The following is a 22,865-nucleotide window of genomic DNA, read 5'->3' as shown; positions in this document are numbered from 1 at the left end:
GGATGTAGATCAAGACGCCTTTTTTGTTCTCTCAAATTCTAATCATAAAAATTCCAGCTCACTCCGAACTTCAACAAAGCATCTTGCATAGGATATCGATTAACGGTATAATAACCCGGAGAGAATAATCCCTGGTTAACATAATCGTATTTAATAAACAGATTCGCTCGTTTTAAATTCGCTTTGATATATACGTCTATAACAGGTTCTGATTTGAAAACGCGATCGCTGCCCACATAAAATTGTGCTGTGGCTGGAGAATAAGAGTAATTAGCATATTCGGAATTGTACCTCACATCAAAACCTATATTCGCTTTCAATACTTTGAAAAAGGTTTGATCAAGATAAAAACTATTGTAGGTATAAAATTCTGGTGTTCTTAAAATTGCATTCTTATCCGTTTTTTGGTAAGCGATATAATTTTCTAAAACAAACTTTCCAAAACGCCATTTCTTAGCTATATCGAATCTAATTAAACTGATATCCTCCCCTTCTTGCACCGGCTTAATTGCAGTTGTTCCGTAAGCATTATCTGCAGCGAAATACAAATAGTTACTGGTTAAAAAATATTTGGCACCAGCTGTAAAACCATATTTATCATTAATAAAATTGAAAGAAGCATTGGCAACTTTTGTATTTTTAAAGTTTTGGTTATCCCATCTGTAGTGGTTTCCGTGATAATAGTTAAATATTGCAGCGGGCGATTGGTTTTGCGCATAAGCACCTAATTCAATTCTCCCAACAGATTTACTGAGCAATATTCTACTCTTAGCTTCATATAAGTAGTCGCCTGCGTTTTCACCTTGCAGTATTTGTTGCACATCTAAATTCAGATCGATATTCGATGTAAAACGATAACCTGCGGCTCCTAAAATAGTGATGTTTTGATAAGCAAACTGGCTTTGTTCATACGCTGATCCATCTTCTTTATTTCCTAAATATTTGTGTTGATAATAATCATGGCGAATACCTGCATCCACTTTTAGTTCATTTTTAATAACAGTTGAATTTTTCGGGCGAAGAAAAAAGCTGTAAAGAAATTCATTTTTTACATGTTGAACATGGGTGGAATCGTTGGTAAAAGTTGGACTTGCAAATCCTTGCGGCAATACGCCGTAACTATCAGTTTCATTTTTAGCAAAATCGTAACTGTCGTTATTGTATTCAACCGTGTAGGTTACTTTATTGGTGGGTAAAACAGCGCTGTTGAAATTTGCAGAGGTATCTATCCGGCCAACGTAATAGGTTTGTTTTAAAAACACCGTATTCTTTCGATACAAATTTCTCGCTGTGGTTAACTTAACGGTTTCTGCATCTCTGCTGATTTTATTATAGCCCGGATTGAAGATAGTCGAATCCAATGTTGATCCGTTTTCGTAAGCCCGCATGGTGTTAAAAATTGCCGAAGCCCACATATTATAGCGTTTGCTGGGCGATTGATACCAGGAAAAAACGGCAACATTTAAGTTATCTCCCCGCTGTCTGCTGTAAAATCCCCTCGAATCTCCCCTATTGAAATTGACGCCGGCATTCCAGTTTTTCTTAATATTTTGGCTGTGAATGGCCTTAAACAGCTGCTCCTTTTGTCCGGCACTAACTAAGTATAAGCTGGTATATGGTGAGCGAGCCTGATAATAAATAATATCCTCTGGGGTTAGGGCGTAGTAATCCAACGAATGAAAACCAGCATCGAAACCAATGCGTTTACTGGGTTCGTAAAGCAAAGGGCGGGCTGCCAAACCCATGTTCCCATTATTTATGGTTGGATTTTGCGGCTGTAGCAGTGGACTATAGTTCTGAATATTCCTCGTCGACGTATCTAGCGGCAGTAACACAATACTATCCCTGCTTAATCCAAGTTTAGTAAAGCGAATAAATTTTGCTGTAAAAACGACAGAATCCTTTGCATCAAGTTTTTTTCTAATAGAATCTGCTTCTGATTTATCGTTGATATTTGTTTTTAAATCTTGCGCAAAAGATTTTTGAAAACCCGAAAGCAACAAAATAATAAAGCAGAATTGAACAACTTTAAGCATCTTATAGTTCAGCAATTAAGCGGGTTAATATTTCGGTCATTTTAGGTTCAGCTTTAGCCGCAGCCTCTAAAATTTCATCAAGGTTAAAAGGCTGCAAATCTTCAGGAAAACCTTCATCGGTTAAAACCGAAATAGCAAAAACCGGCAACCCGGCGTGATTGGCTACAATAACTTCTGGCACGGTACTCATCCCAACGGCATCACCACCAATTAAACGCAGATATTTATATTCTGCTTTAGTTTCCAAGTTCGGGCCAGAAACGGCAACATATACCCCTTTGTGGCATTTAATATCCAAAGTTTTTGCAATGTCTAAAGCTTTCGCAGTTATCGAACGGTTATAAGGCTCACTCATATCGGGAAAACGCGGTCCCAAAGAACTTTCAATTAAGCCCCTTAATGGGTTATCAGGTTGAAGATTAATGTGATCTTCGATAATCATTAAATCGCCCTTTTTAAACTCAGGATTTAAAGAGCCCGCAGCGTTTGAAACAATTAGGTTTTCTATGCCTAAACCTTTCATTACCCTAACAGGAAAAGTGATTTGCTGCATACTGTAACCTTCGTAGTAATGCAAACGACCCTGCATGGCCACAATTTTTTTCCCATTTAGAGAGCCGAAGATGAGTTTTCCGCTATGAAATTCTAAGGTAGAGATAGGAAAATTTGGAATATTTGAATACATCAACTGATGTTCCACTTCTATTTCCTTTACTAAACCGCCTAATCCAGTTCCTAAAATAATGCCTATTTCTGGCGCAAAGTTTTCAGTTTTACGTTTGATATACTCAACGGTTTCTTCTATTGCTCTTAACATAGTTTAAAATAAGTTCATCAAAGGTAATCTTATCTTCTTCAAATAATTCAACCTCGATGGGTAAAAAATATACTGGTAAATTTATCAGTATATTTTCAAATCCCGCAGCTTTTAAACGTTTGCTATCCTTTTCTGTTGTGATGATAATTTTTTCTTTTTTCTCCTCCGCATCAAATGCCGCTTTAAATTTCTTTATATCATCTGTTTTGAAAGCATAATGATCTGGAAACTCTTCATGTTTAATCGTTTTGGAATAATTCTCAAGCTCGTCAATTAGCGGGGCAGTATTTGCAATTCCGGTAAGCAAGAAAATTTGAAAATCTTTTATATCCTCCAACGAACGACTTTCATTGTGGTATAAATGTTCTAGCTCGCCATATTTTAAATAAGAATGCAACACATTTTGAGTGGAGTTAGGTTGCAACTCGTTGATAGACGCCTGCTGCGCAACATGTAACAAAGGCACCGGGGCTTTGGTAACTAATAGAACATCTGCCCGTTTACGAGAGGCAAAAAGATCTCTTAAATTCCCTGCCGGAAGAAGAAACTGAAGGGTACCCAATTTTCTGAATTCGAACAATAAGATATTAAAACCAGCCCTTACTGCCCGATGTTGGTAAGCATCATCCAAAATGATTAAATCGTGGTTTTCTTTTAACTTTTCTATTCCAGCTACCCTATCTTCACAAACGGCCACAGTAACATTTTCGAATTTTTGATAATACTGTAAAGGTTCGTCTCCAATGGTTTCCGCAGTTGCACTTGCATCAGCCAAAATAAAACCTTTCGTTTTTCGGCCATATCCCCTACTCAAAATTGCAATTTTGTATTCAGTTAAAAGCCTTACCAAATATTCTGTAGTTGGGGTTTTTCCTGATCCGCCAACGGCTAAATTACCTACGCAAATAACAGGAAGATCGAATTTTACAGCACGCATAATGCCCCAGTCGTACAACTTTTTACGAAGCGTAATTGCCATTCCATAAATCAGTGAAAAAGGAAGAAGTAAAAGACGTAGATATTTTAGTAACATAGTTGTGCTTTCAAAAGTAGGGAATATTTAAAAATATGAGGCATTCTTGGTAAACTGCCCTATAAAGCAACCTCTAAAAACACAAAAAGGTTTGTTGGATTTTGATAAGAATGTTCCTTTTAACCTGGATTTAACATCAATATTTTAAATTTTCTGTTTGCTATATCTTGGCTAAAAAAATCTGGCAAATTACTGGTGGCAACACGCTGATTAACTACTTGATGCTTATTTTGTAGTAACCGATCATCGCAAATCTAAGAGTAACAAAGTTGATCCAATATTCCAAAATGAAAGTATTCACATTTACGTTCAACTGGCTGAATGAAACTTTAATGTACAACGAATATAAATTCAGTTTCTGATAAATACTTAAAATTCAGTATAATTGTTGATTAACAACATATAATTTAATGTTTCCAAATAAGCGTTTAGTAGTCGGTCAAGGCCAAATCAGTGGCTATATTTCTATTTTTTTAGCAGCCTTAGCATTGTTAGGGATTTTGTGTTTCCACTACCCTGAAAAACTGACCACTCCTGAATTTCGTGAAATTTACACCAAAAATAGCATGGAAGCGCTGATGCTTGGCGGCGTTATAGCTTCATTCTTTTTTGCGGCTTTAAGTATCATTCTAAGCAAAAAACTTAAATACGGCTGGCCTGGTTTTGCTTTGGCAGCACTGGCGGTAATATTGGGCGCATTAAGCGTTGAAGGTAGAGATGTAGCTAAATCCAGCTGGCACTTTGGCTTAGATTGGATGATCTTGGATCTCCTGTTGATGGTCGCCATTTTTGTTCCTTTGGAATTGTTTTTCCCGAAAAATAATGATCAAACTAAATTTCACGAGGAATGGCGCACCGATTTAACTTACTTTGTAATCAGCCATTTATTTATTCAATTTTTCGGCATTGTAACCCAAAAACCCGCTGTATTATTCTTTGGCTGGATGGGTCTAGATAAATTACATATATGGATTCAAGGCTTGCCATTTATTGTGGCACTTTTCTTGGCCTTTTTTACCACAGATTTATTCCAATATTGGGCACATCGTTTTTTCCACACACGTGTTTCTTTGTGGCGTTTCCACTCTATTCATCATTCTACCCAAAACATGGATTGGCTAGCAGGAAGCAGAACCCACTTTATTGATATTTTCTTTACCCGGGCCATGACCTTCATTCCGTTATACATTTTGGGTTTTTCTTCTACTGTGTTTAACGTTTATATCATCTTCATTGCCATTCATGCTGTTCTAATTCATGCCAATACAAGAATAAATTTCGGACCGCTGAAGTATATTTTTACCACACCACAATACCATCATTGGCACCACTGTGAAGATCCTAAATATTATGGTCACAACTTCGCATCAATATTTCCATTTATTGATATGATATTCGGAACCTATTATTTACCAGGCAAAGAGTGGCCTGCAGGAACTGGGGTACATGAGGCAGAATACCCGAAAGGTTTTGTAAAACAAACGATTTATCCATTTACAAAAAGTCCTTTTGATACTGACTTGAAAATGGAAGAAAGAAGTGACCGATAGCTTCAAATATAAGCCCCCTAACAAATTTTGAACAAAGGACAGATATAAAGTGTTACCTTGTATATCTGTAATCCTTTATGCCACTTAAAACAGAAATCTTAATTATTGGAGGTGGCTTAGCAGGCTTAACGGCGTCGCTTCACCTTAATAAATTAGGTTTTGACGTTACCCTAATCGAGAAATCTACTTATCCTCAACACAAAGTTTGCGGAGAGTATATTTCAAACGAGGTTCTACCCTATTTTAATTGGCTTGGTATTGATATCGCAACTTTCTTCCCACCTCAAATTACCGACTTACAATTTACCTCCATCTCCGGAAAAGAGATTAATACCACCTTACCTCTTGGGGGATTCGGTTTGAGCCGTTACACGCTTGATTATCACTTGTATAAATTAGCTATCGCCAGAGGCGTGAATGTGATCGAAAATACGGTATCAAATGTGCTTTACCTCAAAGATGAATTTTTGGTAGAAACAATTGCTGGAGAAAATTACAGTGCTGCGTACGTAATAGGTGCTTATGGAAAACGTTCGTCAATCGATGTAAAACTAAATCGAAATTTCATCAACAAAAAATCTCCTTATTTAGCAGTTAAAGCACATTACAAATGTGATTTTCCGAACCATACGGTTAGCCTAAATAACTTTGATGGGGGATATTGTGGCGTTTCAAAAGTCGAAAATAATAATGTAAACGTTTGTTATTTGGCAAATTATGAAAGCTTTAAACGACAAAAAAATATATTGGCTTTTCAAGAAAATGTACTGTATAAAAACAGTAATCTAAAAAAAATTCTTGAAGGTTCAGAAATGCTTTTCGATGCACCGCTAACGATCAGTCAGATATCTTTCGCCGCCAAGGAACCAATATCAAACCATATTTTGATGATTGGCGATACTGCCGGTTTAATTCATCCACTTTGTGGAAACGGTATGGCAATGGCAATCCATAGCGCTAAAATAGCAAGCGAATTAATTGCAAAGCAAATTGTAAATCACTCACAAAGAGCCATTCTGGAAAAAGAATATACGGAAGAATGGCAAAAACTCTTTAAAAATAGATTAAAGTTTGGAAGAATTTTAAGCCATATTTTAAAAACCAATACTTATGAAAATATAGCCATGATTTCTTTACATGCAATGCCATTTATACTGAACAAGATAATTAAACATACCCATGGACAACCAATTACAATAAACAACTAATGTCGATAAATACAAAGTTTAGAAGTACTGCGCCAGAATTAATGGATGACTTTGAAATGAAAGGAGACATTCTGCGTGATGCATTAGACAAAATCGCCAGTATTAATAAGTTATTAGGGGGCAATCAAGTTACGCTCGATGGCATAAAAACCTTACTAAAAAACAAACCAAAAACCGAATTGATGCGTATTACTGATATAGGTTGCGGCAATGGCGACATGCTCAGGACTTTGGCAGATTATGCGGATAAAAATAACTTGAATTTTAGTTTGACTGGAATAGATGCGAATCAATTTACCATCGATCACGCAGAAAGTTTATCAAAAAATTATTCCAATATCACTTATCTGTGTAGAGATATTTTTGACGATTCGGTTACGGAAGAATACTGTGACATTTTTATTTGCACACTAACCTTGCACCATTTCAAAGATGAAGAGATAATTCACCTTTTAAATCGGTTTAAATCTTCTGCTAAAGTCGGCATTGTGATTAATGATTTGGAAAGAAGCGCCTTAGCTTACCGGCTTTTTCAAGCCTTGTGTTTTGTATTCGGCTTAAATCACATGTCAAGAGAAGATGGTTTAGTCTCAATACTCCGTGGTTTTAAGCGGGAAGATTTAGAAAAATATACAAAAGAATTGAATTTTAATTACAGCTCAATCAAGTGGAAGTGGGCTTTTCGATATCAATGGATTATTAAGACAATATGAGCGTAGTTGTAAAAGCAGTAGCCAAAGCCTTACCCGACTTTTGGCGAGAAACAGCAGATATTATTCCATTTTTAGATGGCTGGCTAAAAGATCATGATGAACGCTTTGTTAGAAAAGTAAAAAAAATTTTCGAAGGCGCTGCCGTTGATAGACGTTATTCGTTCATGTCGCCAGAAGAGGTTTTTAGCGATTTAAGTTTTGAGGAGCGAAATAATATTTATGCAAGAGAGGGTATAAAACTTGGAAGCCAATGTTTAAAAAACGCACTTGAAAAGGCAGCGTGGCAACCAGAGGATTTAGATTATATCATCACCGTAAGTTGCACAGGCATTATGATCCCATCTCTTGATGCCTACCTGATCAACAACCTGAAGCTTCGGCAAGATATTGTGCGGCTGCCAGTAACCGAAATGGGTTGCGCCGCAGGTGTTTCAGGAATGATTTATGCCAAAAACTTTTTAAAATCCAATCCAGGCAAACGGGCAGCAGTTGTTGCGGTTGAATCGCCAACATCAACGTTTCTGCTGAACGATTTTTCGATGGCCAACATTGTCAGTGCAGCCATTTTTGGTGATGGTGCCGCTTGTGTATTGTTAAGCTCAAACGAAAATGACGAAGGACCAAAAATTTTAGCTGAAGAAATGTATCACTTTTACGATGCAGAGGAGATGATGGGATTCAAACTGACCAATTCAGGTCTGCAAATGGTTTTGGATATTGAGGTTCCGGAAACAATTGCCGCCCATTTCCCACAGATTATCCATCCCTTCTTAGCAAAAAACAATCTTGAAATTAAGGATATCGACCACCTTATATTTCATCCCGGAGGTAAAAAAATAATTCAGGTGGTGGAAGCTTTGTTTAGCGAATTAGGGAAAAACATTAATGAAACCAAAGAAGTACTAAGGCTTTACGGAAATATGAGTAGCGCCACAGTTTTATATGTTTTGGAGCGATATCTTGATAAACAACCTGCAGCAGGAGAAAATGGATTAATGTTAAGTTTTGGACCAGGATTTTCTGCGCAACGAATCCTCTTACAATGGTGATATGACCGCTACGGAAATACTTGCAAGAATGCCCTATGGGAAAGATTTCCTTTTCGTTGATGAAATATTAAAATTCGACGAAAATGGAATTACTGGCACCTATTTATTCAAAAGGGATTTAGTTTTTTATGAGAGCCACTTCGAGAATAATCCAGTTACGCCAGGAGTAATATTGACAGAAACAATGGCACAGATTGGTTTGGTTTGTTTTGGAATTTATTTATTAAAAGATCAGGAGGCTAACACTAAACCCGCTTTTGCTATGACTTCGAACTCAATAGAATTTCTAAAACCTGTTTATCCCGGAGATAAAGTTTGGGTAACCAGTGAAAAAACATATTTCAGGTTTAATAAATTAAGCTGCAAGGTTACGATGAAAAATTCGATCGGTGAAATATTGTGTAAAGGAACTATTGCAGGTATGCTAATTCGACATGGCAATGGATAACAAAAGAGTTGTGATAACAGGTTTAGGTGTTTGTGCTCCGAACGCTACCAACATCCCCGATTTTGTGCATGCGCTTAAAAATGGCATCTCAGGCATTACACATCAAAGCGATTTAGAAGCGCTTGGATTTTCATGCCAAATAGCAGGCAAACCTCCACTTACAGAAGATAGAATTGCACAATATTTCAGTCCACTTGAATTAAAAAACCTTAACAGTACAGGCATCATTTATGGTGTAATTGCGGCTTTAGATGCATGGGAAAATGCCGGCCTGAAGCTTAGCGACATCAATGAACCAGATTGGGATAGTGGAACCATTTTCGGCACAGGTACCTCCGGGATAGATAAATTTCGATGGGCTATTAACAAAATCGATGATATGGAAATACGAAAGCTTGGTAGTTCTGTAGTGGTGCAAACGATGGCTAGTGGCGTAAGTGCATTTATTGCAGGCAAAATTGGTCTGGGCAACCAGGTGAGCACCAATTCATCTGCCTGTGCAACTGGTGTGGAAAGTATTTTACTGGCTTATGATCGAATTAAATCGGGTAGAGCAAAACGGATGCTTGCAGGAAGCACCAGTGATAGCGGCCCTTACATTTGGGGCGGCTTTGATGCCATGAAAGTTTGCAATTATAAACACAATGCTGAGCCGGAAAAAGGTAGCCGGCCAATGAGCGCAACTGCCAGTGGATTTGTACCTGGAAGTGGCGCTGGTGCACTCGTACTGGAGTCGCTTGAAAGCGCATTGTTACGTAACGCACCAATTTACGCTGAAGTTTTAGGAGGCGATTTAAACTCTGGCGGCCAACGCGGCCTAGGCACAATGACTGCGCCAAACCCGGTTGCTGTACAAAGATGCATCAAAAAAGCTATCGATAATGCTGGCATTCGGGCTGATGAAATAGAGGTGATAAACGGGCATTTAACTGCTACCACTAAAGATGCGCTGGAGATTGAAAATTGGAAAGCTGCCCTAAATACATCGAAAGATAAATTTCCCTATATTAATTCGCTTAAAGGTTTGGTGGGCCATTGTATTAGCGCAGCCGGAAGCATAGAAACAGTAGCTTCTGTGCTCCAATTAAGCGAAGGCTTTATCTTTCCAAACGTTAACTGCGAAGATTTAAATCCGGCCATAGCCGACTTAATTGACGAATCGCGAATTCCACAGCAGTTGATCAACAAACAATTTAATTACCTGGCCAAAGCAAGTTTCGGTTTTGGCGATGTAAATGCATGTATCATCCTTAAGAAATACAATTATGAGTAAAGAAGAAATTATTGCAGAACTTAAAAATATCATTACCCCATACAGCGAAGAAACCATCGCTTTGCAAAGTATTGATGATGACACTGATTTTTTAAAAGATCTAAAAATAAATTCTGCCAACCTGGTTGATATTGTGCTTGATGTTGAAGATCGGTTTAATATCGAAATAGATAACGATTCGATGGCAAAAATGCTGACAGTTAAAGCTACAGTGGATATTATTGAGAGTAAACGTCAGGAAAATGCTGGGTAATGATATTGTAGATTTGAAGTTTGCAAAACTTCATTACAATTGGCGGAGAAAAGGCTACCTCAATAAAATTTTTTCCGCCAGAGAGCTGGAACTTATAAATAGTTCCAAAAGCGAAGATACAATGGTGTGGGTGTTGTGGAGCATGAAAGAAGCAGCCTATAAGTGTTATAATCGGTTAACGTCCGAAAGGCTTTTTAATCCCCAGGCTTTCGAATGTGCACTCTTCAGTTCTTGCACCAACAGTGCGAGTGGCGTGGTGATACGGAATGGCCAAACTTTTTTTACAAAAACCGAAATAAGCAAAAATTATATCCATACGCTTGCTTATTCTGGCACGTTGGTGCTGGATCATTTATCTGTCCATCATCATAAAAACAATGCAGAATATTCAGTTGCTTTTACAGATTCCACCAACTATTCATTACAAAAAGACAAAAACCATCTTCCGGAGGTAATAAATAAAAAAACACAGCAAAAACACATGGCTTCGATTAGCCACGATGGAGGATATTTATGCATCGCTTTTTTAAAAGTTTGACTGTCTAAAACGAGAATAATCCTCTATTTTCTTTACAGAATAATAGAATTGCATCCCTCAAAAAGCCTTATCTTTGCTTAAATCATAAAAAATAAAATATGCTTAAAGGATTTTTTAACGTACCCACTCCGGTAAACGAACCTATATTAAATTATGGCCCAGGCAGTAAAGAACGTGTACTTTTGAAGGAAGCACTTGCCGAGGCTCGCTCACACGAACAAGACATTCCGATGTACATTGGAGGCAAACAAGTTCATACCGATAAAAAAGGTAAAGTTGTTCCACCACATGATCATAAACATATTTTAGCTCAATTTAGCATTGGCGATAAAACACACATTACACAAGCAATTGATGCAGCTTTGGCTGCAAAACAAGATTGGGAAAACCTTTCGTGGGAACATAGAGCAGCAATATTTTTAAAAGCTGCTGATTTAATTGCAGGCAAATACCGTTATAAGCTAAACGCTGCAACGATGTTAGGTCAAAGTAAAAATGCTTATCAGGCAGAAATTGATGCCGCTTGTGAGCTGATTGATTTCTTACGTTTTAACGTAAGTTACATGGCCGATATTTACAAACAACAACCTCCGGTTTCGCCTCGTGGAAGCTGGAATAGAGTGGAACAACGCCCACTTGAAGGTTTCGTTTTTGCTTTAACACCTTTCAACTTCACCGCAATTGCGGCAAATTTACCTGCCTCGGCAGCGATGATGGGAAATGTTGTGGTTTGGAAACCTGCCGATACACAGGTTTATGCGGCTAACCTTTTAATGGAAATTTTCCGTGAGGCTGGCTTACCAGATGGTGTTGTGAATTTAGTTTACGCCGACGGACCAGAAACAGGTGAGGTGATTTTTAATCATGCTGATTTTGCGGGTATTCACTTTACTGGGTCTACAAAAGTGTTCCAGGAAATTTGGAAAACGATTGGAACAAATATCCACAAATACAAATCTTACCCTCGTATTGTGGGCGAAACTGGGGGAAAGGATTTCATACTAGTTCATCCTTCTGCACAAACTGACATTGCCAGCACAGCCATTGTTCGTGGTGCATTCGAATATCAAGGGCAAAAATGTTCGGCTGCAAGTCGTGTTTACATTGCTGAAAGCCTTTGGCCAGAAATTAAAGAACAAATGCTTCGCGATATCGCCTCGTTTAAAATGGGTGGCACCGAAGATTTTACCAACTTCATTAACGCCGTTATTGATGAACGCTCTTTTGATAAGTTGGCTAAATATATTGATCAAGCTAAAAAAGATACAGGTGTAGAAATTATTGCCGGTGGTAATTATGATAAGAGCAAAGGTTATTTTGTTGAGCCAACCGTTTTAGTAGTCGACGACCCGAAATACACCACCATGTGCGAAGAATTGTTCGGTCCTGTTTTAACGGTTTACGTGTATGCTGACAAAGATTTTGATTCAATTTTGGAAGTGATTGATACAACCTCTCCATATGCTTTAACAGGTGCATTAATTGCACAAGATCGCTATGCGATTGATAAGGCAAGTCATGCTTTACGCAACTCGGCTGGTAATTTTTACATCAACGATAAATGTACCGGGGCTGTTGTTGGTCAGCAGCCATTTGGCGGCGCCAGGGGTTCGGGTACTAATGATAAAGCAGGTTCGATGATTAATTTATTGCGTTGGGTTTCTCCACGTACCATTAAAGAAGTTTTTGAATCGCCAACTGATTATCGCTATCCGTTCTTAGCTGAAGATTAAGATTGTTCATGCTGAGCTTGTATAAGAATCAATATATTATAAAACCCCTGAGCAATCAGGGGTTTTTCTTTTCAAAGGATTTAGAAAGCAAAAGCAGACGAAAGGTTAACGACAGTCGGGTTTTATGTAAAAGGCACTTTTTTTTTATTATTAAACCCGACAATAGGGAAAATCCTTTTTGTTGCTTTTAAAGTTACTAACTCTAATTTGCACGTGCATATTTAGAGTTAGTAACTTTGCGAACAAAAAGATTGGAACGAATGGCGGGACCACAGTATCCACAAAGTGCGAAACATTCATTTCCAAATCCCGCAAAACTATCACAGGGTTTAACTGTTCTATAGATAAATAAAAATACCATGGAAAATCAGGAAGAAAAAAACTCAAATTTAGGAGATAAAAATATTGATAATTCGGCCGAGAGATCTAATATGCCCGATCAACAAGTGCCACGTCACCGTAGTGATGAGCAGAGCGATAAAAACAAAGTAAAATCTGATGCAGGCCACTTAGGAAGAGATTTCGGAAGAGGTGATTTTGGATCGGAAGAGGCACGTGCAGATGCCGAAAAAGGCAATAAAGGAGAAGCTGGTAACATGCCAAATAGCGAAGAAAAATAAAGCCCCGGGTTTACCGAGGCTTTTAAAACTAATTATACTATCGGGATGTGTTTTAACCCACCTTAAACGCAGGCGCAACATCATCAAGGCAGTTACAAGTAACTTTCATATCTTTAATGATGCCTGTTTTAAGGCTGTAAACCCATGCATGAACTGCTAAATCCTGACCGTCGGCCCAGGCAGCTTGTACAATGGAGGTATTCATAATATTTGATGCTCCTTCAATGGCGTTCAGTTCTACCAACCGATCAAAGCGTTGATCGGGATCTTTGATGGTTGCCATTTCACGTTCATGGGTACGATAAACATCGCGAATGTTTCGCAACCAGTTATCAATAATCCCCACTTGTTTATTACCCAGGGCGGCTTTTACTCCACCGCAACCGTAATGACCACAAACAATTACGTGTTTTACTTTTAAAACATTTACGGAATAATCCAGTACCGAAAGCATGTTCATATCGGTATGTACCACTACATTGGCAATGTTTCTATGTACAAAAATATCTCCTGGTTTAGTATTTGTAATCTGGTTTGCCGGAACCCGGCTATCTGAACAACCAATCCACAATACGGGTGGATTTTGACCTTCAGATAGCTTATCAAAGAAATTTGGATCACTATCAATCGTATCCTTAACCCAATCTCTGTTTCCTTGCAAAAGGGTTTTGTAACTGATGTTTTCTGTCTCTATTGTTTTTGCGCACATGGCTGTTATTTATTAATATCCTCTACTACTTTGTTGGTCAATTTCGGTACACTATAATGTTTCTGTACGTTCTCTAATGTTACAATAATACCCTTGGTATAGGCATTATGCTTGTAATTGAAAATGGTTTCCAATACATCCGGGTCGATGTACCTGGCGTTTGAACCATCGATTATTACATTTGTTTCGCGAGGAATATTCGTTAAAACTACTTGTATCGCTGCTTTATTTAAGAAAGAAACTTCTTCTGCCAGTTTAATTCTGATGTTCTTTTTATCGCCTTCGTTGGTAATTCTATAAAAGTAAGGGTTACGCATGTTTGTACGCAACAGATAAAAGATCGACACCAACATGCCTATCGCAACACCTTTTAGCAAATCAGTAAACAATACGGCTACAACCGTAACTACAAAAGGTACAAACTGGTCCCAACCTTTGTGGTACATGTGTTTAAATAACCCGATTCTGGTGAGTTTATAACCCGTAACCAATAAAATTGCCGCCAGACAAGACAGGGGAATCATATTAATAATTTTCGGAATAAACAGCAATGAAAGCAGCAGCCAAACGCCATGAAAAATTGCCGACATTTTAGTTCTACCACCAGAGTTTACATTTGCAGAACTTCTTACAATTACTGAAGTCATTGGTAAACCACCAACCATACCGCTGGTAATATTGCCAATTCCCTGAGCAATTAATTCTCTGTTTGTTGGTGATACCCGTTTAATGGGGTCAATTTTATCTACCGCCTCAATACTCAGCAGCGTTTCCAAACTGGCTACCACCGCAATCGTTAATGCCACAATATAAACATTTTTGTTGCCTAGCTGATTAAAATCGGGCATGGTAAACAAACCCAAAAACCCGTTAAAACCATCTATCACTGGGATCTTAACCATCTGATCAGCCCTTAACGGATAGGCAGTACCGGCAAAAATCATGGTTCCGATTACGCCGATTATTACTACAATTAACGGTGCGGGTACAATGGCCAGTTGCCTTATTTTCGGCCAGATGATTAGTATGGCAATGGACAATAAACTGATGGCAACCGCAGCGAGACTAAAATGACTGATTGCTGCTGATATAGCTGAAAATGTATTTTCGTGATCTTGCTGAAAAAAACCTTCATCACCACTGAAATCGGTATCAACCCCTAAGGCATGCGGAAGCTGTTTTAAAATTAAAATTAAACCAATAGCGGCCAGCATTCCTTCAATAACACTTGACGGGAAATAATTGCCGATGGTACCTGCCTTTATTAATCCTAAAATTAACTGGAAAACACCAGCGAGCACAACCGCTAACAGGAATGTTGGATATGGGCCCAAAGAGGTGATGGCTCCGAAAACAATTACGGTTAAACCAGCAGCTGGTCCGCTTACGCTGAGCTGCGATCCACTTACAGAAGCAACAACAATCCCTCCAATTATACCGGTAATAAGGCCGGCAAATAACGGTGCACCCGAAGCTAGTGCAATACCTAAACAAAGTGGCAATGCCACCAAAAAAACAACAATACTTGATGGAAGATCTTTCTTTAAATTCTTGGCAAGAAAATATTTCTTCACGTCCGAACCTGAAAAGGCCGGGTTAAACTTTTGCATAACGATATAATTATCTAGTAAATTTTAACGAATAAATCGCGGGGAACGGTGTTGTTGAACCTATTGAGTATTTGCTCAGCAGCTTAAACATGTTTGCATATTAAACCTATCCCGAAAAGAAAAAACTAGATAAAATTTGGTGGCGGTGTTGGAACTGTAGGGTGATATGGATCTACATACCGCTTGAAATGCTCAATAAAACTGCTCTTCAAAAAGAAATGACTGGAAGAGAACTCGTAAGAAAAGATGGGATGGTTTAGCTCGATAAGCTTGAAATCGGAGAATTTTGCAGTGTCTTTGGCGGAGTCTTTACCGCCTTCATGCTCTAACTCGATTTGCATGATTACAGCGTTCATAATTTCCTTATCGATACTGGAACAAAAAACAGGCGCACCAGAAATAGCCATCTTCGCGGAGAAGATAAGCATAAATGCTGCAACGATTGTGTATTTGTATTTTCTCAAAAACATTTTTTCTAATCTTATTCTAATGTTGTTTGCAAAAATAAACGGATAATTGGTTTTTCAGCACAATGGGTTGTAAAATATTTGTAATACAACAGTTTATTTGCTGATTAAACCCTTATTCTGATGATATTCAATTTAGTAAAATAGTTTTAAAGCATCAAGCTGACGAGCCTTTAATTAAATTCCAGCTTTAAGGAGCGCTTTATGTATGGATTGCTTACGCTATAATGTTAGAAAGAAATAAAAGTTGCGTCGGTTTTCGTTTTTAAAGACATTCAACTATAAGTGAAATATGAAGATCATTCTCTTACAAACTTCTCCACTTAAGCTTGCATTACCGTTGTTAATTTTTAATTTTAAATCCACATATTATCAGCAATGGATAAGAAAATAGCATTACTTCAAGATAAAATTAACCAGGCAAAGCTTGGTGGCGGACAGGCTCGAATAGATAGCCAACATAAAAAAGGTAAACTTACGGCCCGGGAACGCATTCACTTTTTAATGGATGAAGGTAGTTTTGAAGAAATTGGTATGCTGGTTACCCATCGCAGTACGGATTTCGGGATGGAACGCGAAAAATTTCTGGGAGATGGTGTAGTCACCGGCTATGGAACCATTAACGGCAGGCTTACCTATGTTTTCTCTCAAGATTTTACTGTTTTTGGAGGATCGCTTTCTGAAACGCATGCAGAAAAAATTTGCAAGTTAATGGATTTGGCGATGAAAAATGGCGCACCTTTAATTGGCTTAAACGATAGCGGAGGTGCCCGAATTCAAGAAGGAGTAGTTTCTTTAGGCGGTTATGCTGATATCTTTTATAAAAATGTTCAGGCCTCGGGTGTCATCCCGCAGCTTTCGGCTATTATGGGGCCATGTGCCGGAGGTGCGGTGTACTCGCCTGCCATTACCGATTTCATTTTGATGGTAGAGAACACTTCCTACATGTTTGTAACCGGGCCAAATGTAGTGAAGACGGTAACGCATGAAGAAGTAACCTCGGAGGAATTGGGTGGTGCAACTACACATGCCACAAAATCGGGTGTGACACATTTTGCCTGCACCAATGAAATTGAAGCCATTAACCATGTTAAGAAACTCCTAAGTTATATGCCTCAAAATTGCGAGGAAATACCTACTCAACTTCAGTACGAAAGTAGCGACGAAAGCAGAACTGTGTTAAATACTTTTATGCCACAAAATGCCTCTCAACCTTATGACATTCGCGAAATTATTGCAGAGGTTACTGACGCAGATAGTTTTCTGGAGGTCCATAAAGATTTTGCTGAAAATATTGTGGTTGGTTTTGCCCGTTTGGCTGGACGAAGTATTGGTATTGTAGCCAATCAGCCTGCTTATCTGGCAGGCGTTTTAGATAGTAATTCTTCTGCGAAAGCGGCTCGTTTTGTTCGTTTCTGCGATTGTTTTAATATTCCTTTACTGGTTTTTGAAGATGTTCCAGGTTTTTTACCAGGAACCGATCAGGAATGGAACGGCATTATTACCAACGGTGCGAAATTGCTTTATGCTTTTAGCGAGGCTACTGTGCCGCGAATTACAGTAATTACCAGGAAAGCTTATGGCGGTGCTTACGATGTGATGAACAGTAAGCACATTGGCGCTGATATGAACTACGCCTGGCCAAGTGCTGAAATAGCGGTGATGGGTGCGAAAGGAGCTGCAGAAATTATCTTTAAAAAGGAAATTACTACTGCAGAAAACCCTCAGGAGAAATGGCTGGAAAAAGAAAAACTTTATTCGGATATCTTTGCCAACCCTTACCGTGCCGCCGAACGTGGCTTTATTGATGAGGTAATTGAACCTTCGCAAACCCGGATAAAACTGATTAAGGCTTTCAAGATGTTAGAAAATAAAGTGGTTAACAGTCCTCGTAAAAAACATGGAAATATACCTTTGTAAAAGGAGTAAAGATAAAAGAGCAAACATTAACCTTTAGCTACCTTCGTCCCCCGCACTTTCAACTTTGAACTCTTTACTTTTAACTTTTCCTTTACATGCTAAAACGCATAGACATCCTCCTCATGGCCTTCTGCACCGGCCTTATTGTTGCCAATATTTATTACTGCCAACCATTAGTTATTTTAATTGCAGAAGAGTTTAAGTTAACCGAAACTTTCGCAGGCAGAATTACCTACATCACTCAGATTGGTTATGCTTTTGGTTTGTTTTTACTTGTGCCGCTGGGCGATATGTTTGAGCGCAAAAAGCAGATTTTAATCATAACTGGAATGGCCATTTTGGCGCTATTAACAGCAGCCGTTTCACATTCTTTTTTCTTATTGGAAATCGCCTCGCTGCTTATTGGCATCTGCTCCATTGTACCTCAATTAATACTGCCTTTAGCCGCGAACCTGAGCACCGATGAAAATCGTGGCGCCAACATTGGCATGATTATGAGCGGTTTGCTGGTAGGTATTCTGGCCTCTCGAGCAGTAAGCGGAAGTATTGGATTCTGGCTTGGCTGGAGGGCAGTTTATTATATCGCCGCAGGCATTTGTTTATTACTTATTGCCTTAATGGCGAAACGCTTTCCTCAAAGCTTTCCGGCTTTTAAGGGAAGTTACAAGCAATTAATGGGCTCGATGTTTAGCTATATTAAATCTCAACCTGTGCTCCGCGAAACTTCTATTATCAACTTTTTGGCCTTTGCTATTATTAGTGCTTTCTGGACAACCATGGTTTTGTTTTTAGCCAATCCCCCGTTTAATTTTCAAACCTTACAAATTGGTTTATTTGGCATTGCCGGTGCTGCTGGTGCTTTAGCTGCGCCGCTTGTAGGGAAGCTAAGCGATGGCAACAACCCTCGGAAGAATTTAATGATCGGCTTTATCCTGCAACTCATCAGTGTAGCTTTATTTTACTTCACTGGCAACCACTTATACCTTTTTGTGATTGGCATTGTACTCATCGATATCGGTCAGCAAGCCATTCATGTAACCAACCAAACCAGAATTTACACCCTCATACCCGAGGCGAGAAATCGCTTAAATACGATTTTTATGTCGGTTAGTTTTATTGGCGCCAGTTGCGGTTCGGCCTTAGGCTTATGGCTTTGGGCACAAGGCGGCTGGGCTATGTTTTGCTACGGCATGACGGCAATTATCATCATCAATATTTTAATTTATCTATTCTACGGCAGAAAACAACAATCGATCTAAACCGCTATCACATTCTATGAAATTTAAATTCACTGCTCCGCTCCTTTTCATCATTTCATTTAGCATCTGCTATACTAAGACCATTGCACAAGAAAAAGCAAATGAATCACCGACCGTGACATCCCTAAATAAATTTAAGCTCTATCTGCTGGGGATAGGCCTGGAACGCGAACAGAAAATATCAAAACAATCAAGCTTATATTTTAGTGCAGCAATTGAAAGTGTTGTCCCTTTTTATCCGGAGCAACCGAGCAATGATAGTGATGTAATTCGAATAGATTATGCTTTCAATTTTGCTCCAGTACTCGGTTTAGGATTCAGAAACTATTTTAAATTATCAAAAAAAGAAAATTTAAGAAAGAAAACAACAACCCATAGTGCAAGCTATTTGGGAATAGAATATAATTTAATTGCACCCATTTTAATAAACCAAAGATATACAACAAATTATATCCATTCTTTTTCTCCTCTGTGGGGTTTTCAGAAAAACACATTAAAAAACACAAACATTGAATTGGCAATCGGACCATCGTTTCAAACAGACTTTGATCGTAGCCGGTTTTCGATATTGGCCAGAATTGGCTTCAGTTATTTACTATAATCATGTCCCTAATCCAAATCGAACAAATATTCCCTTCGCTTACCTGGCGTATCCGTCATGAAGTGATGTATCCGGAGCTTCCTTTTGAGGCTGTAAAACTTCCAGAGGATTTTGATGGACTTCACTTTGGCTTATACGCTGATCATAAATTAACCGGCGTAATTTCATTATTTCATGATGGCGATGTTTACCAATTTAGAAAACTCGCTATTTTAAACGAAGCACAAAAATCTGGTTATGGATCGAAACTAATGGAATATATCTTGGATTTTTGTAAAATTCAGAAAGCAAGCAAACTCTGGTGCAACGCAAGGGTAAATGCTAAGGAATTTTATTATAAATTTGGATTCCATGAAACCGACAAAACATTTTTTAAAGATGGTTATGATTTCGTAGTAATGGAGAAAGAATTTTAGATTGTAGATTGACGAATGACGATTTAACACCTCGCCTATTCGAATTTGTAAAGCTAAAATCATAAATATAATCTGATTGATGACTGGGTCTGCTACCGCAAATCTAAAATCGTGAATCTAACATCATAAATAAATATGGCTAAGAAAAAAGAAGACGCTAACCTGCCAAAAACGGAGGATAAGAAAAAACATGTAACTGTTGTAACCAAAAAATCGTTACAATTTTTAGAAGAATACATTAACAATCCTGCTCCAACAGGTTACGAATGGGAAGGCCAGAAATTATGGCTAAACTATTTAAAACCATACATTGATGAGCATTTTGTAGATAATTACGGAACTGCAGTGGGTGTAATTAACCCAAAAGCCCCTTACAAAGTGGTAATAGAAGCGCATGCCGATGAAATTTCATGGTATGTAAACTACATCACCAGTGATGGTTTAATTTACGTCATCCGTAATGGTGGCTCTGACCATCAAATTGCGCCATCGAAACGCGTAAATATCCATACGGAGAAAGGCCTGGTTAAAGCAGTTTTCGGCTGGCCAGCTATCCATACGCGTCATGGTGAAAAGGAACAGGCACCAGAATTGAAAAATATTTTTCTGGATTGCGGTTGCACCACAAAAGAAGAAGTAGAAAAATTGGGCATCCATGTAGGCTGCGTAATCACCTACGAAGATGAATTTATGGTATTAAACGATCGCTATTATGTTGGTCGTGCTTTAGATAACCGTGTTGGCGGTTTTATGATTGCCGAAGTTGCCCGTTTGCTGAAAGAAAACAAGAAAAAACTTCCATTCGGTTTATACATTGTAAACTCCGTACAGGAAGAGATTGGCTTACGTGGAGCAGAAATGATTGCGCAACGCATTAAACCAAATGTGGCCATTGTAACTGACGTAACCCATGATACAACCACGCCAATGATCAACAAAAATACGCAAGGCGATTTATCTGCAGGTAAAGGTCCGGTGGTTTCTTACGCTCCGGCAGTTCAAACCAATTTAAATAAATTACTAATCAAAACGGCTGAGAAAAACGAAATTCCATTCCAACGCCAGGCTTCTTCACGCTCAACGGGAACGGACACCGATGCATTTGCTTACTCAAACGGTGGCGTTCCTTCGGCATTGATATCTCTGCCTTTACGCTACATGCATACCACAGTAGAAATGGTACACAAAGAAGATGTTGATAATGTGATTAGCTTAATTTACGAAAGTTTATTGAACATTAAAGACGGACAGGATTTTAGAGAATTTAAATAAAAGTTGAGAAGAAGCTCACTAGCTCACCCACCTTTTTAAATTTCTGTCGCATTGAGCTTGTCGAAATGCATCATTGTAATTTCGACAAGCCTTTCTACGACTGGTACCAACCTTTCGGAGGCAATAGGTTCTTGAAAGCAAAAGCGCTACAAATGTTTCCATAAGCAGCGCCTTGTCATTGATGAGAAACGTAAAAAAAATTACTTAATATTTAAGTCGGTTGCCCCCTTAACATCGGTAGATATTTCGCCGAGAATGCCAGCGTTTACATTTTGCGCTGTGTAAACTTTAACAAAATCAATTGTACTTAAGCTAACCTTTTTACCTGCGCCATCAACCGCCCAGGCGATATCGAAACTATTGTACAATTTGGTTTTATAATCATCGCCAGTTGAATAGCTATCGGTGTATCCCCAATCGAAGGCAGCATTGGTTACAATGCCCGAAGTATTGAGTGTCGACGGCAATAATGTTCCTTTGAACGTAATCTTATCTTGATTGGAAGCAAACAAAGGATAAAAATTGATGCGTTTCTCACTGTTATTTACAACACCACTATTGCCTTGGTTATCTGTCCAAGCAACATTTGCAGCAGCTTTTGGGTTAATGTAAGTAATTTCATAGTTTTTAATGGTAGTTGTCTTTTCGTACTCGCTTCCGGCCAGTTCAAACCACTCATCATCTGGCAAGCCATTACCGTTTTTATCCTGACTTACCATTACAATACCTGGCTCTGCAAAAGCATACGGCGGACCGAAAGGGTTTCCGTAGATGGCCAAATCTGCCCCGTTTTGGTTAACAACAGAATGGTCGAAGCCAAAAACAATGTAACCGCCAAAACCACCCAAAGAAACCATGTTGTTTATACTTCCAACCAATTTTTGTGCTTGTTCTGGCGAGCCTAAACTTGCATTGTTAATGTGCTGACCAGGCGCTGGCGCATACTCGAAAATTTTACTGATAAATTTGCTACTGGTTGGCGTTACTCCAATTACAGGCACAGGAACATTAATAGTATAAGTATGCTCAAAACTGCCTGCCCCATTATAACCTTTGTATTCGATAATATATGTACCAGAAGTAGTGGGGGTAAAAGTGAAATTATACGCGGTACTTACTACTTTTCCATCCAGTTTCCATTCGTGCTGGAAGCCTCTCCCGTCGTTTGAAACTGCATATAATTCAGTTTTCGCATTCACTTTTCCGGTGAGGGAATTTTCAGTAATCCCCATTTTTCCATTAGGAGCGGTTTCCTCATCTTTTTTGCAACCGAAAAATAGTGTTGCAACCATTAATACTGCAACTAGGTAATTGTTAATTTTCATTATTATATATTGATT

Annotated in this window: 22 protein-coding genes; 15 read left to right on the top strand and 7 right to left on the bottom strand. The window is 38.5% G+C overall.

Going from position 1 to position 22,865, the window contains the following annotated elements:
* Positions 1-38: 38 nt before the first annotated feature.
* Genes ASE92_RS02925 through lpxK form a run of 3 tightly spaced genes read right to left on the bottom strand, consistent with a single transcriptional unit; the run spans position 39 to position 3,886 of the window.
* Entirely contained in the window at positions 39-2,036 is a 1,998-nt protein-coding gene (locus ASE92_RS02925) for a putative porin (protein ID WP_056848583.1), read from the bottom strand.
* A 1-nt stretch (position 2,037) separates the two neighbouring features.
* Positions 2,038-2,853, bottom strand: a complete 816-nt coding sequence (locus ASE92_RS02920; RefSeq protein WP_056848582.1) for a purine-nucleoside phosphorylase — start codon at positions 2,851-2,853, stop codon at positions 2,038-2,040.
* The gene (gene lpxK / locus ASE92_RS02915) at positions 2,825-3,886 is read right to left on the bottom strand and encodes a tetraacyldisaccharide 4'-kinase (RefSeq protein ID WP_056848581.1); all 1,062 of its coding nucleotides are present in this window, start codon (positions 3,884-3,886) and stop codon (positions 2,825-2,827) included. The genes ASE92_RS02920 and lpxK overlap by 29 nt, the downstream gene beginning before the upstream one ends.
* Positions 3,887-4,296: 410 nt before the next feature.
* On the opposite strand from lpxK, the gene ASE92_RS02910 reads away from it, so the two are divergent.
* The 10 genes from ASE92_RS02910 (at position 4,297) to ASE92_RS02865 (ending at position 13,271) form a co-directional block, all read left to right on the top strand.
* Positions 4,297-5,436 carry a sterol desaturase family protein gene (locus ASE92_RS02910; protein WP_056848580.1) on the top strand — a complete coding sequence of 380 codons (1,140 nt, stop codon included), beginning with the start codon at positions 4,297-4,299 and terminating at the stop codon, positions 5,434-5,436.
* A gap of 77 nt (positions 5,437-5,513) precedes the next feature.
* A complete protein-coding gene (locus ASE92_RS02905; protein WP_056848579.1) occupies positions 5,514-6,644 on the top strand; it encodes an NAD(P)/FAD-dependent oxidoreductase in 1,131 nt (376 codons plus the stop codon).
* Between the two features lie 41 nt (positions 6,645-6,685).
* Complete coding sequence (locus ASE92_RS02900; RefSeq protein WP_235527265.1) at positions 6,686-7,357, top strand: methyltransferase domain-containing protein; 672 nt, start codon at positions 6,686-6,688, stop codon at positions 7,355-7,357.
* Positions 7,354-8,406: a type III polyketide synthase gene (locus ASE92_RS02895; RefSeq protein WP_056848577.1), complete on the top strand. Its 1,053-nt coding sequence runs from the start codon at positions 7,354-7,356 to the stop codon at positions 8,404-8,406. The genes ASE92_RS02900 and ASE92_RS02895 overlap by 4 nt, the downstream gene beginning before the upstream one ends.
* Before the next feature lies 1 nt (position 8,407).
* Complete coding sequence (locus ASE92_RS02890) at positions 8,408-8,854, top strand: 3-hydroxyacyl-ACP dehydratase FabZ family protein (RefSeq protein WP_056848576.1); 447 nt, start codon at positions 8,408-8,410, stop codon at positions 8,852-8,854.
* Positions 8,847-10,127 (top strand): beta-ketoacyl synthase, encoded by a 1,281-nt coding sequence (locus ASE92_RS02885; protein ID WP_056849257.1) that lies wholly within the window; start codon positions 8,847-8,849, stop codon positions 10,125-10,127. Before ASE92_RS02890 ends, ASE92_RS02885 begins: the two co-directional genes overlap by 8 nt.
* Positions 10,120-10,380, top strand: coding sequence for an acyl carrier protein (locus ASE92_RS02880; protein ID WP_056848575.1), 261 nt, complete (start codon positions 10,120-10,122; stop codon positions 10,378-10,380). Before ASE92_RS02885 ends, ASE92_RS02880 begins: the two co-directional genes overlap by 8 nt.
* On the top strand, positions 10,370-10,918 hold the full coding sequence (locus ASE92_RS02875) for a 4'-phosphopantetheinyl transferase superfamily protein (protein ID WP_056848574.1): 549 nt from the start codon (positions 10,370-10,372) through the stop codon (positions 10,916-10,918). Before ASE92_RS02880 ends, ASE92_RS02875 begins: the two co-directional genes overlap by 11 nt.
* A gap of 98 nt (positions 10,919-11,016) precedes the next feature.
* Positions 11,017-12,651, top strand: coding sequence for an L-glutamate gamma-semialdehyde dehydrogenase (gene pruA, locus ASE92_RS02870; protein WP_056848573.1), 1,635 nt, complete (start codon positions 11,017-11,019; stop codon positions 12,649-12,651).
* A 359-nt stretch (positions 12,652-13,010) separates the two neighbouring features.
* The gene (locus ASE92_RS02865) at positions 13,011-13,271 is read left to right on the top strand and encodes a hypothetical protein (protein WP_056848572.1); all 261 of its coding nucleotides are present in this window, start codon (positions 13,011-13,013) and stop codon (positions 13,269-13,271) included.
* Positions 13,272-13,323: 52 nt separating this feature from the next.
* Here ASE92_RS02865 and ASE92_RS02860 read toward each other — a convergent pair whose 3' ends face one another.
* The 3 genes from ASE92_RS02860 to ASE92_RS02850 all read right to left on the bottom strand — a co-directional run bounded on the left by ASE92_RS02860 (position 13,324) and on the right by ASE92_RS02850 (position 16,060).
* Positions 13,324-13,980, bottom strand: a complete 657-nt coding sequence (locus tag ASE92_RS02860; protein WP_056848571.1) for a carbonic anhydrase — start codon at positions 13,978-13,980, stop codon at positions 13,324-13,326.
* A 5-nt stretch (positions 13,981-13,985) separates the two neighbouring features.
* Entirely contained in the window at positions 13,986-15,590 is a 1,605-nt protein-coding gene (locus tag ASE92_RS02855) for a SulP family inorganic anion transporter (protein ID WP_056848570.1), read from the bottom strand.
* Between the two features lie 125 nt (positions 15,591-15,715).
* Positions 15,716-16,060, bottom strand: coding sequence for a hypothetical protein (locus tag ASE92_RS02850; RefSeq protein WP_056848569.1), 345 nt, complete (start codon positions 16,058-16,060; stop codon positions 15,716-15,718).
* Positions 16,061-16,435: 375 nt separating this feature from the next.
* On the opposite strand from ASE92_RS02850, the gene ASE92_RS02845 reads away from it, so the two are divergent.
* From ASE92_RS02845 to ASE92_RS02825, 5 genes are all read left to right on the top strand, one after another.
* Positions 16,436-17,977 carry an acyl-CoA carboxylase subunit beta gene (locus ASE92_RS02845; RefSeq protein WP_056848568.1) on the top strand — a complete coding sequence of 514 codons (1,542 nt, stop codon included), beginning with the start codon at positions 16,436-16,438 and terminating at the stop codon, positions 17,975-17,977.
* Positions 17,978-18,072: 95 nt separating this feature from the next.
* Positions 18,073-19,236: an MFS transporter gene (locus tag ASE92_RS02840; protein WP_056848567.1), complete on the top strand. Its 1,164-nt coding sequence runs from the start codon at positions 18,073-18,075 to the stop codon at positions 19,234-19,236.
* A 16-nt stretch (positions 19,237-19,252) separates the two neighbouring features.
* Entirely contained in the window at positions 19,253-19,837 is a 585-nt protein-coding gene (locus ASE92_RS02835; RefSeq protein WP_056848566.1) for a hypothetical protein, read from the top strand.
* Between the two features lie 2 nt (positions 19,838-19,839).
* The gene (locus ASE92_RS02830) at positions 19,840-20,253 is read left to right on the top strand and encodes a GNAT family N-acetyltransferase (RefSeq protein WP_056848565.1); all 414 of its coding nucleotides are present in this window, start codon (positions 19,840-19,842) and stop codon (positions 20,251-20,253) included.
* Positions 20,254-20,388: 135 nt separating this feature from the next.
* Positions 20,389-21,525, top strand: coding sequence for a M42 family metallopeptidase (locus tag ASE92_RS02825; RefSeq protein ID WP_056848564.1), 1,137 nt, complete (start codon positions 20,389-20,391; stop codon positions 21,523-21,525).
* A gap of 200 nt (positions 21,526-21,725) precedes the next feature.
* Here the strand turns inward: ASE92_RS02825 and ASE92_RS02820 are convergent, their stop codons facing one another.
* The gene (locus ASE92_RS02820) at positions 21,726-22,850 is read right to left on the bottom strand and encodes a hypothetical protein (RefSeq protein ID WP_056848563.1); all 1,125 of its coding nucleotides are present in this window, start codon (positions 22,848-22,850) and stop codon (positions 21,726-21,728) included.
* Positions 22,851-22,865 lie beyond the last annotated feature (15 nt).

Origin of the sequence: Pedobacter sp. Leaf41 (genome assembly GCF_001422545.1) — a bacterium.
Lineage (GTDB): Bacteria > Bacteroidota > Bacteroidia > Sphingobacteriales > Sphingobacteriaceae > Pedobacter.
The sequence above is the reverse complement of the archived record's forward strand: the minus strand, read 5'-3'. Positions and strand labels throughout refer to the sequence as shown.

Excerpts from the sequence above, each read along its gene's own strand:
- ASE92_RS02925 (WP_056848583.1), bottom strand. The coding sequence starts at position 2,036 with ATGCTTAAAGTTGTTCAATTCTGCTTTATTATTTTGTTGCTTTCGGGT.
- ASE92_RS02920 (WP_056848582.1), bottom strand. The coding sequence starts at position 2,853 with ATGTTAAGAGCAATAGAAGAAACCGTTGAGTATATCAAACGTAAAACT.
- lpxK (WP_056848581.1), bottom strand. The coding sequence starts at position 3,886 with ATGTTACTAAAATATCTACGTCTTTTACTTCTTCCTTTTTCACTGATT.
- ASE92_RS02910 (WP_056848580.1), top strand. The coding sequence starts at position 4,297 with ATGTTTCCAAATAAGCGTTTAGTAGTCGGTCAAGGCCAAATCAGTGGC.
- ASE92_RS02905 (WP_056848579.1), top strand. The coding sequence starts at position 5,514 with ATGCCACTTAAAACAGAAATCTTAATTATTGGAGGTGGCTTAGCAGGC.
- ASE92_RS02900 (WP_235527265.1), top strand. The coding sequence starts at position 6,686 with ATGGATGACTTTGAAATGAAAGGAGACATTCTGCGTGATGCATTAGAC.
- ASE92_RS02895 (WP_056848577.1), top strand. The coding sequence starts at position 7,354 with ATGAGCGTAGTTGTAAAAGCAGTAGCCAAAGCCTTACCCGACTTTTGG.
- ASE92_RS02890 (WP_056848576.1), top strand. The coding sequence starts at position 8,408 with ATGACCGCTACGGAAATACTTGCAAGAATGCCCTATGGGAAAGATTTC.
- ASE92_RS02885 (WP_056849257.1), top strand. The coding sequence starts at position 8,847 with ATGGATAACAAAAGAGTTGTGATAACAGGTTTAGGTGTTTGTGCTCCG.
- ASE92_RS02880 (WP_056848575.1), top strand. The coding sequence starts at position 10,120 with ATGAGTAAAGAAGAAATTATTGCAGAACTTAAAAATATCATTACCCCA.
- ASE92_RS02875 (WP_056848574.1), top strand. The coding sequence starts at position 10,370 with ATGCTGGGTAATGATATTGTAGATTTGAAGTTTGCAAAACTTCATTAC.
- pruA (WP_056848573.1), top strand. The coding sequence starts at position 11,017 with ATGCTTAAAGGATTTTTTAACGTACCCACTCCGGTAAACGAACCTATA.
- ASE92_RS02865 (WP_056848572.1), top strand. The coding sequence starts at position 13,011 with ATGGAAAATCAGGAAGAAAAAAACTCAAATTTAGGAGATAAAAATATT.
- ASE92_RS02860 (WP_056848571.1), bottom strand. The coding sequence starts at position 13,980 with ATGTGCGCAAAAACAATAGAGACAGAAAACATCAGTTACAAAACCCTT.
- ASE92_RS02855 (WP_056848570.1), bottom strand. The coding sequence starts at position 15,590 with ATGCAAAAGTTTAACCCGGCCTTTTCAGGTTCGGACGTGAAGAAATAT.
- ASE92_RS02850 (WP_056848569.1), bottom strand. The coding sequence starts at position 16,060 with ATGTTTTTGAGAAAATACAAATACACAATCGTTGCAGCATTTATGCTT.
- ASE92_RS02845 (WP_056848568.1), top strand. The coding sequence starts at position 16,436 with ATGGATAAGAAAATAGCATTACTTCAAGATAAAATTAACCAGGCAAAG.
- ASE92_RS02840 (WP_056848567.1), top strand. The coding sequence starts at position 18,073 with ATGCTAAAACGCATAGACATCCTCCTCATGGCCTTCTGCACCGGCCTT.
- ASE92_RS02835 (WP_056848566.1), top strand. The coding sequence starts at position 19,253 with ATGAAATTTAAATTCACTGCTCCGCTCCTTTTCATCATTTCATTTAGC.
- ASE92_RS02830 (WP_056848565.1), top strand. The coding sequence starts at position 19,840 with ATGTCCCTAATCCAAATCGAACAAATATTCCCTTCGCTTACCTGGCGT.
- ASE92_RS02825 (WP_056848564.1), top strand. The coding sequence starts at position 20,389 with ATGGCTAAGAAAAAAGAAGACGCTAACCTGCCAAAAACGGAGGATAAG.
- ASE92_RS02820 (WP_056848563.1), bottom strand. The coding sequence starts at position 22,850 with ATGAAAATTAACAATTACCTAGTTGCAGTATTAATGGTTGCAACACTA.